7 protein-coding genes and 1 pseudogene are annotated in these 7,965 nt (G+C 66.7%); 6 read left to right on the plus strand and 2 right to left on the minus strand.

Annotation, left to right across the window (positions count from 1 at the left end; translation table 11 throughout):
• Together LB572_RS34165 and LB572_RS34170 are read right to left on the minus strand one after the other, a co-directional pair.
• The coding region (locus LB572_RS34165) for a helix-turn-helix domain-containing protein (protein ID WP_224670897.1) at positions 1–495 on the minus strand (495 nt) is incomplete at its 3' end.
• Positions 496–614: 119 nt separating this feature from the next.
• Complete coding sequence (locus LB572_RS34170; protein WP_318014102.1) at positions 615–1,721, minus strand: TadE/TadG family type IV pilus assembly protein; 1,107 nt, start codon at positions 1,719–1,721, stop codon at positions 615–617.
• A gap of 369 nt (positions 1,722–2,090) precedes the next feature.
• Between LB572_RS34170 and lepA the strand changes: the two genes are divergently transcribed.
• The 6 genes and pseudogenes from lepA (at position 2,091) to LB572_RS34200 (ending at position 7,914) form a co-directional block, all read left to right on the plus strand.
• Positions 2,091–3,896, plus strand: a complete 1,806-nt coding sequence (lepA, locus tag LB572_RS34175; protein WP_224670898.1) for a translation elongation factor 4 — start codon at positions 2,091–2,093, stop codon at positions 3,894–3,896.
• Positions 3,897–4,027: 131 nt separating this feature from the next.
• The gene (locus LB572_RS34180; protein ID WP_224670899.1) at positions 4,028–4,276 is read left to right on the plus strand and encodes a hypothetical protein; all 249 of its coding nucleotides are present in this window, start codon (positions 4,028–4,030) and stop codon (positions 4,274–4,276) included.
• A 400-nt stretch (positions 4,277–4,676) separates the two neighbouring features.
• Positions 4,677–5,024, plus strand: a complete 348-nt coding sequence (locus tag LB572_RS34185; RefSeq protein ID WP_224670900.1) for a hypothetical protein — start codon at positions 4,677–4,679, stop codon at positions 5,022–5,024.
• A 103-nt stretch (positions 5,025–5,127) separates the two neighbouring features.
• Positions 5,128–5,469 (plus strand): annotated as a pseudogene (locus LB572_RS34190) ((4Fe-4S)-binding protein); the annotation flags it as partial.
• A 205-nt stretch (positions 5,470–5,674) separates the two neighbouring features.
• The gene (locus LB572_RS34195) at positions 5,675–5,755 is read left to right on the plus strand and encodes a CDGSH iron-sulfur domain-containing protein (RefSeq protein WP_318014103.1); all 81 of its coding nucleotides are present in this window, start codon (positions 5,675–5,677) and stop codon (positions 5,753–5,755) included.
• A 137-nt stretch (positions 5,756–5,892) separates the two neighbouring features.
• Positions 5,893–7,914: a hydantoinase/oxoprolinase family protein gene (locus LB572_RS34200; protein ID WP_224670901.1), complete on the plus strand. Its 2,022-nt coding sequence runs from the start codon at positions 5,893–5,895 to the stop codon at positions 7,912–7,914.
• Positions 7,915–7,965 lie beyond the last annotated feature (51 nt).

Raw genomic sequence — 7,965 nt, forward strand, 5'->3', positions numbered from 1 at the left:
CAGCGGCTCGCAGCGCCAGCCGTCCCCGGTCCGGAACCAGCCCTTGTGATCTCCCGTCCACAGCGCGTTCGGTCCCTCCGGCTCCGGCCATGGGCCGTTGCCCGCCGCCCTCCAGCGCCGGCGCCGGCGTCCCACAAGACCATGCCGCTTCAGGATCTCGCCAGCTGTCGAGACTGCCGGCCAGCCGCAACTGGGCTCCGCCCGCTTCAGCCGGGCCATGATCTTTTTCGGCCCCCACAGCGGATGCGCTTCCTTCTCCGCCACGATCCGCTCCACCAGCTCGGCTGCCGTTGCCCGGCCATGATCGAGCGGCGCCCGCGGCCGGTCGTGCAGGCCTTCCAGGCCGGACTCCCGGTAACGTCCAAGCCATTTGTAGCCGGTCTTGCGCGAGATCTCGAAAGCCGCGCAAAGCTGCGTCATCGCCTCTTCGCCCGCCAGGCACTCGACAACAAAACGAAGCCGCTCATCCATGATGCCAGTCTCTCGCCAAACCATCGCCGGTCCTCCCGGCTGGCAAGAAAACTGTCACCCATCTAATCGGTCTATTCTGTTACCTATCTATCCGGTTCGGACATGATTGGGAACTCTCCCCCCTCGAGGGGGGAGAATAACCATCACTGCGTCAGCACCGTCTCCGAAGGGCGCTGGTTGTAGTCGCACTTGCCTTGCACGGTGTAGAAAAAGTCGGCGTTGGAGACCGGCGCCGGGACGGCGCTGCCGCCGTCCTCCCAGGCCTGGTAGCCGGTCTGGCCGCAGGGCACGGCGGTGAAGATGTCGACGGTCTGGCCGGTCGCCACCTCCGGCATGTTGGTCGGGCTGGTGCCGATATAGAGCCGGTTCGAGGTGGTCGGGTCGTTCGATTGCAGCGTCTGCGGATTGCCCGAGGGCACCTTCATCTCGAGATAAAGCTTGTCCATCTGGCTGACGTCGATCACCGCGCCCGCGCCATTGGCGGGGGTGAACGTATCGACGCAGTAGTAGCTCGTGCCGTAGCTGTCGGTCTGGATGGCCGTCCCGGACGGCACGCTCTTCTGCAGGCTCTTCAGCGTGCCGGTGGTGCACACCTGCTTCTGCACCGTCGTCGAGGTCGACCCGTCGACGGTGTCGACGACCGAGGTGCCGTAGCCTTTCGGGTCGCCATAGCCATTATAGGTGTAGGTGACCGTCATCAGCTTCTGGGCGGCGGTCTGGCCGAACTTGGTGCCCCACAGCGTCATCGTCTTTGCCCAGTAGCCCGACACCTTCGTCACCCGGAAGGTGGTCTGCACCAGCGCCGGCGTCTTGCGCACCGACGAGCCGACGCCGACCTGCACCGTGTTGATGCGGGCGATCTGCATGAAGCTGGTCGGCATCGGATAGCTCGCCGTGGCGGTGAAGGTCGCCGTGCCGTCGAAGGCGATCTTGACCCCGGTCAGCGTCGCCGTGCCCGTGCTCTGTTGGATGTTCGCCGCATAGGCCTGCTGCAGCGCCGCCTGCCGGTCGGTGAAGCTTGTCGTGGTCGGCAGCGTGGTGATCGAGATGATCGCGGCGTCCAGCGCGTTCTGCATGTCGCTTCGGGTCGTCACCGCCGAGGTGTAGTCGACGGAAAAGCCGATCGCCGCCACCAGCGGAATGCTCAGAATGGCCATCATCGGCATGATCGAGCCGTCGCGGCGCGCCAGCAATTGCCTCACCGTTCCGGCAATCGCGGCCGGGCTGAATTTTCGAAAGAAACGGGACATTCCAGGAGCCTTCGTCGTCGCGGCGTCGAGCCGGTTTACCATCCGGAGGCGCAGCATCCGCGAGAGCGGTGCATGAATGTTTAAGCGGTTTTGAATATTTCGTGAGCGGCGCGTGATGTACAGCCGATCTCCTCCCTTGCGGGGGAGATGCCCGGCAGGGCAGGAGGGGGTGCTGTCCCGCCGACATTGCAACCGGAGAGAGCATCATGCCCGAATCTTCGCCTGGGTTGAAAAGCCCGAGAAACATTGGATCAGCGCCGCGATCCGTCACCCCCCTCTCTGTCCTGCCGGACATCTCCCCCGCAAGGGGGGAGATCAGCTAACCCCCACCGCTTGCCCCTCAACCCTGCCCCTGCTAAAGCGCGCCGCATGACCACCCCGCTCGACCACATCCGCAATTTCTCCATCGTCGCCCATATCGACCATGGCAAATCCACGCTTGCCGACCGGCTGATCCAGCTCACCGGCGCGCTGGAGGAGCGCGACATGAAGGAGCAGGTGCTGGACTCGATGGATATCGAGCGCGAGCGCGGCATCACCATCAAGGCCCAGACCGTGAGGCTGAACTACCGCGCCAGGAACGGCGAGGACTATGTCCTGAACCTCATCGACACGCCCGGACATGTCGACTTCGCCTATGAGGTGTCGCGTTCGCTCGCCGCCTGCGAGGGCTCGCTCTTGGTGGTCGACGCCAGCCAGGGCGTCGAGGCGCAGACTTTGGCCAATGTCTACCAGGCCATCGACAACAATCACGAGATCGTCGTGGTGCTGAACAAGGTCGACCTGCCGGCGGCCGAGCCCGAGCGCATCCGCGAGCAAGTGGAGGAGGTGATCGGCCTCGACGCCTCCAACGCGGTCATGATCTCGGCCAAGACCGGCCTTGGCGTGCCGGATGTGCTGGAGGCGATCGTCCACCAGCTGCCGCCGCCGCGCGAGGGCGACATCGCCGCACCCTTGAAAGCGATGCTGGTCGACAGCTGGTACGACGCCTATCTCGGCGTCATCGTGCTGGTCCGCATCATCGACGGCGTGCTGAAGAAGGGCCAGACCATCCGCATGATGGGCACCGGCGCGAAATACCTCGTCGAGAGGACCGGCGTGTTCAAGCCGGCCCGCGTCAATGTCGACGAGCTCGGCCCCGGCGAGTTCGGCTTCTTCACCGGCTCGATCAAGGAAGTGGCCGACACCCGCGTCGGCGACACCATCACCGAGGATCGCCGCCAGACGGCAAAGGCGCTGCCCGGCTTCAAGCCGGCGCAGCCTGTGGTGTTCTGCGGCCTGTTCCCGGTCGACGCCGCCGATTTCGAGGATCTGCGCGCCGCCGTCGGCAAGCTGCGCCTCAACGACGCGAGCTTCTCCTACGAGATGGAAACCTCCGCCGCGCTCGGCTTCGGCTATCGCTGCGGCTTCCTCGGCCTGCTGCATCTGGAAATCATCCAGGAGCGGCTGGAGCGCGAGTTCAACCTCGACCTGATCGCCACGGCGCCTTCCGTCGTCTACCGGCTGCTGTTGAACGACGGCACGGTGAAGGAACTGCACAACCCGGCCGACATGCCCGACGTGGTGAAGATCCAGGCCATCGAGGAGCCGTGGATCCGCGCCACCATCCTGACGCCCGACGACTATCTCGGCGGCATCCTGAAGCTTTGCCAGGACAGGCGCGGCATCCAGGCCGATCTCTCCTATGTGGGAAAACGCGCCATGCTCACCTACGACCTGCCGCTCAACGAGGTCGTGTTCGATTTCTATGACCGGCTGAAGTCGATCTCCAAGGGCTATGCCTCGTTCGACTATCATCTGACCGACTATCGCGAGGGCGACCTGGTCAAGATGTCGATCCTGGTCAACGAGGAGCCGGTCGACGCGCTCTCCATGCTAGTGCACCGCACGGCGGCCGAAAAGCGCGGCCGCGCCATGTGCGAGAAGCTGAAGGAGCTGATCCCGCACCATCTGTTCAAGATCCCGATCCAGGCCGCGATCGGCGGCAAGGTCATCGCCCGCGAGACCATCTCGGCGCTGCGCAAGGACGTCACCGCCAAATGCTACGGCGGCGACGTGACCCGCAAGCGCAAGCTGCTCGACAAGCAGAAAGAGGGCAAGAAGCGGATGCGGCAGTTCGGCAAGGTGGATATTCCCCAGGAGGCGTTTATCCAGGCGCTGAAGATGGGGGATTGAGGAGGCGGTTGGCGCCTGCTGTGGGAATGGTTCCGAACCCGTTGGCTGATCGCCGCTGGTAGCCGTTTCTCCTATGCGCGTCTCGCCCTAGGCCCTAAGCCGCCTCCCAAGACGAAGTTGCGAACACTATGATGTTAGCTTTCGCCAGCAAGGTGCGCAGCGTGCGGCTTGCCGCCGGCGGCAAGGGCGCGGCGATGTTCAATTTCGAGCTCACCGAGGAGCCGCCCGACGCAATCCGGTATTCCTCCGCCAACGCCTTCGGCCTGATGCCCTTCGGCCGGACCACCGTGCACATGGAAATCTCCTCGCTCGGCGTGCGCGGCGAGGACCTGGTGGACGCGGTGAAGAAGTTCGCGCCGCATGTGGTGGTGAGGCGGTAGGCGCGCGCAAATCGCCGACGTTGCGGAACTGGCGAGGCGCCGAAAGCAGCTGGTCTCCCCCCTTGTGCGGAAGATGTCCGGCAGGACAGAGGGGGGCGCGAAGGAACGCCACTTTGCAGGATCGAGGTTCCTCGCCCCGCACAGCGGGGAGAGGTGGCTCGGCGAAGCCGAGACGGAGAGGGGAGCGCCCTACGAGGCCCCCGCTCCGACCGCTTCGCGGCCACCTCTCCCCCGCCTCTGGCGGGGGTGAGGAACCCAAGCATTGAGACGCCGGCGATCTCCTCTCCCCTCAGGGAGAGGTCGGATCGCCAACCGAATTGCCCTTTGCAATTCGGTTGGCAATCCGGGTGAGGGTGCTTCCAGATGCCACCCGTGCTCTACTCCACCGGGGGACCTCGCCATGATTCGCGCTCTGCTCGCCGCACTTCTCTTCACCTCGCCGGCCTTCGCCGCCGACATGTCGGTCTTCGTGCGCAACCAGCGCTCGGACGGCGTCGCGGTGGAACTGTTCAGCCGCGACAGCCAGAAAGTCTGGCCGGGCGACGACAAGGTTTTCCTCATCCGCCCGAAGGCGCGCAAATCCGTGCCGATCTCCTGCGAGCCGGGCGAGCACATCTGCTGGGGCGCCTGGGTCGCCGGCAACGACCAGGTCTCCGCCGGCGTCGGCCCCGACAACGACCAACCCTGCGACACCTGCTGCTTCATCTGCGCCGAGCATTCGACCGAGACGGTGGACCTGGCGGAGTAGCGCGGTCTTCCCTTCTCCCACAAGGGGAGAAGGTGGAGCTTGTCGCTTGACGCCCCTCACGCCCGCGCCCTAGCCTTGCCTCAACCCACCAGAGGAGAGCCCCATGGCAGGCACGGTCGAAGGCGAGAAGATCGACGTTTCTTTCAGCGGCAAGCGTTGCATCCATTCGCGCAATTGCGTGCTCGGCAACCCGCATGTCTTCGTGCCCAACGCGCCGGGCGAGTGGATCCACCCGGAAGCCGCTGATGTCGAGCAGGTCGTGGCGCTGGCGCAGAACTGCCCGTCGGGGGCCATCACCTACACCCGCAAGGATGGCGGGCCGCAGGAGAAGCCGCCGGTGGTCAACACCGTGCGCGTCCGCGAGAACGGCGCGCTGGCGGTGCATGCCGAGATCGTGCTCGGCGAGGACACCTTCTTGCGCGCCACGCTCTGCCGTTGCGGCCTGTCGCAGAACAAGCCGTTCTGCGACAACAGCCACATCAAGGCCGGCTTCACCGCCACCGGCGAGCCGCCGCTGAAGGAAGCGCAGGTGCTGGAGGCGCGGGACGGTCCGCTCACCGTGACGCCGACCAGCAACGGCCCGCTCAAGGTCGAAGGCAATCTCGAGATCGTCACCGGCACGGGGGCACACCATCGCGCGCACCACCAAGGTGTTCCTCTGCCGCTGCGGCCATTCGGCCAACAAGCCGTTTTGTGACGGGAGCCATAAGAGGGTGGGGTTTGAGGGGTAATTACGGAGGCCGGCGCGAGGCCCCCCTCTCTTAGCGCCAACGCCGCGCCCTTGGCCCATCCCTCCCTTCTTTATCCGCCAGCGTGTATCGGCTAAGGGCTTCGCAACAAAGCTCTCGACCCCGGAATGCCTGCAAAAATGACCGCCAAGCCAAAACCTCTCTTCCTCGGCATCGACACCGGCGGCACCTACACCGACGCGGTGCTGTGGTCCGAGGAGGGCGGGCCGAAGGGAAAGGTGCTGGCCAAGGCCAAGTCGCTGACCACGCGCCACGACCTCGCCGTCGGCATTTCCGGCGCGGTGGATGCGGTGCTGGAGAAATCCGCCACCAACCCGGCCGCCATCAAGCTCGTATCGATGTCGACGACCCTGGCCACCAACGCGCTGGTCGAGGGCCAGGGCGGGCGTGTGGCGCTGGTCATGATCGGCTTTTCCGAGGCCGATCTTGCCCGCGACGGGCTGAAGACGGCTTTAGGCACCGACCCCGTGGTGTTCTGCCCCGGTGGCCATGACGTGCATGGCAATGCGACGAAACTCGACCTGTCCGGCCTCGAGGCAGCGCTGCCCGAGTTGGGCGGCTCGGTGTCGGGCTTCGCCGTCTGCGCCTATTTCGCCACCCGCAATCCGGCGCATGAGCTTGCCGCCCGCGACCTGATCCGCGAGAAGACCGGCCTGCCGGTCACCGCCAGCCATGAATTGTCGGCCAAGCTCGGCGGCCCGCGCCGCGCGCTGACCACGCTGCTCAATGCAAGGCTGATCTCGATGATCGACCGGCTGGTCGCGGCGACCGAAGGGTTCCTGGCCAAGCGCGGCATCGCCGCCCCGCTGATGGTGGTGCGCGGCGACGGCGCGCTGGTGTCGGCGGCCTTTGCCCGCCAGCGGCCGATCGAGACGATCCTGTCCGGCCCCGCCGCCAGCCTTGTCGGCGCCCGCCACATGACCGGCCTCGACGACGCCATGGTCTCGGACATCGGCGGCACCACCACCGACGTCGCCGTGCTCGATGGCGGCCGCCCGCGCCTCGATCCGGAAGGCGCCACCGTCGGCGGCTTCCGCACCATGGTCGAGGCTGTCGCCATGCGCACCTTCGGCCTCGGCGGCGACTCGGAAGTCACGCTGGAAGACGGCGCGCTCGATCCGAAGATCCTGCTTGGCCCACGCCGGCTGGTGCCGCTGGCGCTGTCCGGCATGGTGCATGGCGAGGCGGTGACGTCGGAGCTCGAGCGCCAGCTGCGCGCGCCGAACCCCGGCCGCATGGACGGCCGCTTTACCTTGCGCACCGGCGTGCCGGACCGGCTCGCCGCCGGCCTGACCGGCCCGGAGGCAAAACTCTACGAGACCATCGGCGCCACGCCGCTGGCGCTGGACAGGCTGCTCGCTTCCAACGCGCAGAACGCCACGCTGAACCGGCTGGTCGCGCGCGGTCTCGTCCATATCTCAGGCTTCACGCCGTCCGACGCCGCCCATGTGCTCGGCAAGCAATCCAATTGGGACGCCGCCGCCGCCCGGCTTGGCGCCGAGCTGTTCGCCCGCCGCCGCGACGGCCGCGGCCAGACAATCGCGGCGACGCCGGAAGCCATCGCCGAGCGCGTGCTCGTCACGCTCACCCGCTGGTCGGCCGAGTACATCCTCGAAACCGCCTTCGCCGAGGACGGGCTGGACGGCGCCGCCACCGTCGCGCACGCGCTGGTGCAGCGCGCCGTCGACGCCCATCCCGGCATCGCCCGCTTCACCGTCGCGCTCGACCGTCCGGTCATCGGCCTCGGCGCCTCCGCGCCCCTGCATTATGCCGGCCTGCCGCCGCTCGTCGGCAATGGCTGCATCGTGCCGGAAGACACCGATGTCGCCAACGCGCTCGGCGCCGTGGTCGGCCAGGTGCGTGTCTCCGCCGAGGCCCGCGTCAGCCAGCCCAAGGAAGGCCTGTTCCGCCTCGCCTCCGGCCCGACGGTGCACGATTTCACCGAGGAGGAAAAGGCGATCGCCGCCGCCGAAGCCGATGTGCGGGCGATCGCGGCCGAGCGCGCCAAGGACGCCGGCACCGACAGCGCCGAGATCGCCGTCGCCACCGAGTTCAAGGTCTCGACCATCGAAGGCCAGCGCATGTTCATCGAGGCGCATGTGGTGGCGGTGGCGTCGGGAAGGCCGAGGATTGCGGTGTGAGGCGGATAATCTCCCCCTCGAGGGGGAGATGTCGCCGAAGGCGACAGAGGG

Origin of the sequence: Mesorhizobium sp. BH1-1-5 (genome assembly GCF_020165615.1) — a bacterium.
Lineage (GTDB): Bacteria > Pseudomonadota > Alphaproteobacteria > Rhizobiales > Rhizobiaceae > Mesorhizobium.

Excerpts from the sequence above, each read along its gene's own strand:
- LB572_RS34185 (WP_224670900.1), top strand. The coding sequence starts at position 4,677 with ATGATTCGCGCTCTGCTCGCCGCACTTCTCTTCACCTCGCCGGCCTTC.
- lepA (WP_224670898.1), top strand. The coding sequence starts at position 2,091 with ATGACCACCCCGCTCGACCACATCCGCAATTTCTCCATCGTCGCCCAT.
- LB572_RS34170 (WP_318014102.1), bottom strand. The coding sequence starts at position 1,721 with ATGTCCCGTTTCTTTCGAAAATTCAGCCCGGCCGCGATTGCCGGAACG.
- LB572_RS34200 (WP_224670901.1), top strand. The coding sequence starts at position 5,893 with ATGACCGCCAAGCCAAAACCTCTCTTCCTCGGCATCGACACCGGCGGC.
- LB572_RS34180 (WP_224670899.1), top strand. The coding sequence starts at position 4,028 with ATGTTAGCTTTCGCCAGCAAGGTGCGCAGCGTGCGGCTTGCCGCCGGC.